The organism is uncultured Campylobacter sp. (assembly GCF_938045225.1).
GTDB lineage: Bacteria > Campylobacterota > Campylobacteria > Campylobacterales > Campylobacteraceae > Campylobacter_A.
In genome coordinates this window covers 1-1,978 of sequence record NZ_CALINL010000308.1, presented here as the reverse complement: position 1 = coordinate 1,978, position 1,978 = coordinate 1, and the positions used below count along the sequence as shown (strand labels likewise).

Below are 1,978 nucleotides of genomic sequence, written 5' to 3'. Positions count from 1 at the left end.
GCTATGCTGGGCAAGCAAACCACTTTGCGCTTTAACGTAAATAACGTATTTAACAAAAAATACTGGGCTGGCATGTATCCTGCAAGCGCTGATGGTGCAGGCACCAGCGCTAGCGTTCTTGGCGTAGCTAACGGGCTAAGCCTGGGCGAGAGCAGGATGTTTATGCTTTCGGCCGAAGTCAAATTTTAATTTGATTTAAGGCTCGCTTTTTTGCTCTATACTTCGTTGCTTCCGTTGCGGTCGCAACTGCAGTAGAGGCTTTAAATTTGGCTCGGTCGTTACCGACGGGGGACGAGGTAGCTTCCGTCGTCAAATTTAAAAGAGCCTCGTCTAAAGCCTCTTAAAAGGCTACAAGCGCAGTGAAGTAAAAAATGCTGCGCTTTGACTTTTTATTGAACTAAATCTGCATCAAAACGCAGGGCTAATAATTTTAGCCCTCGCCACTTTTGCGTTTTTATAAATTTAAGCCCGTTTGGGTATAATCTGCCCTTTTAAACGCGAGGAAAATATGCCCCTTTCAAAACTAAATCAAGAACAATACGCCGCCGCGACCGCTCCTGCCGGACACAATCTAGTTATCGCAAGTGCGGGCACCGGCAAAACCAGCACCATCGTCGCGCGCATCGCTCATCTGCTAAATTTAGGCGTAAAGCCCGAAAAAATCCTACTGCTAACCTTCACCAACAAGGCCGCGGCCGAGATGATCGAGCGTCTAAACCGACATTTTGATAAAAAAATCACCTCGCGCATCACGGCGGGTACCTTTCACTCGGTTTCTTATTCGCTGCTTAAATTTCTAGAAAAACCCGTCACGCTAAAGCAGCCAAGCGAGCTAAAAACGCTGCTAAAATCGCTTGTCGAGAGGCGCAAATTTAACCACCTAAGCGACGTGAAGCCATACGGCGGCGCCTATCTTTACGACGCGTATTCGTTGTTTCAAAATTTAGCCCTAAAGCAGACGTTTGGCGAGTGGCTAAAGGAGCGAAGCGACGAACAGGGCGTTTATGCCGAGATTTATGAGGATGTTTTGCGCGAATTTGAGGAGGAAAAGAGCAAATTCGGCTATGCGGATTTTAACGACTTGCTTATCAAAATGCGTAATGAACTGAGAAAAGGCGCGCCGCTAAGATTTGAGGAAATTTTAGTCGACGAGTATCAGGACACGAACTCCCTGCAAGGCTCGCTAATCAGCGCTTTTGAGACAAAAAGCCTCTTTTGCGTCGGGGATTTTGACCAGAGCATTTACGCTTTTAACGGCGCAAACATCGAGATCATCGGCTCGTTTAAGGACCGATTCGCAGACGCCAAAATCTACGCGCTAAACATCAACTACCGCAGTAGCTCCGCGATCCTAGCTCTGGCCAACAAAGTGATCGCAAACAACCCGCGCCTTTACGAAAAAAAGCTAGTCGTCGGCCGCGAAGGCAAATTTACCTCGCCAAAGCTGCTAGTTTACAACGAGCTTTTCGACCAATACTCAAACATCGCGCAGGTCATCGCCGTCAGCAAATACAAAAAAGAAAACATCGCCATCATCTTTCGCAACAACTCAAGCGCCGACGGCCTCGAGGTCGCGCTGCGGGAACTTGGTATCGGCTCCAAGCGCAAGGGCGGCGTGAGTTTTTTTGAGAGCCGCGAGGTGCGCGCCGCGATGGATCTGCTAGGCATCCTCATAAACCCAAAGGACATCATGGCGTTTATCCACGTGTGCGAATACGCAAAAGGCGTGGGCGCGGCGCTTAGTAAGGAGATTTTTGAGGTGCTAAGCAAGGTCGGTCACGGCGACGTCGTGCGAGGATTTTTGCAGCCCGACGAGAGCGTGGAGGCCTTTGCTAAAAAGACTAAAAACTACCAGCTAGGCCTTTTTGACGAGCTTGACGAGGTCGGAGAAAAGTCGCGCTTTGCTAAATTTAACTTTAGCGAGAAATTTTTCGCACACCCCGTGCTAAAAATGCAAAAACTAAGCGAGAGCGGCGGG

At 48.8% G+C, this 1,978-nt stretch carries 1 protein-coding gene and 1 pseudogene; both read left to right on the top strand.

Annotation, left to right across the window (positions count from 1 at the left end):
* Positions 1–189, top strand: a pseudogene (locus tag Q0200_RS11165) (hypothetical protein); the annotation flags it as partial.
* A gap of 319 nt (positions 190–508) precedes the next feature.
* A partial coding sequence (locus tag Q0200_RS11160) for an ATP-dependent helicase (protein WP_297941185.1) occupies positions 509–1,978 on the top strand: 1,470 nt, incomplete at its 3' end.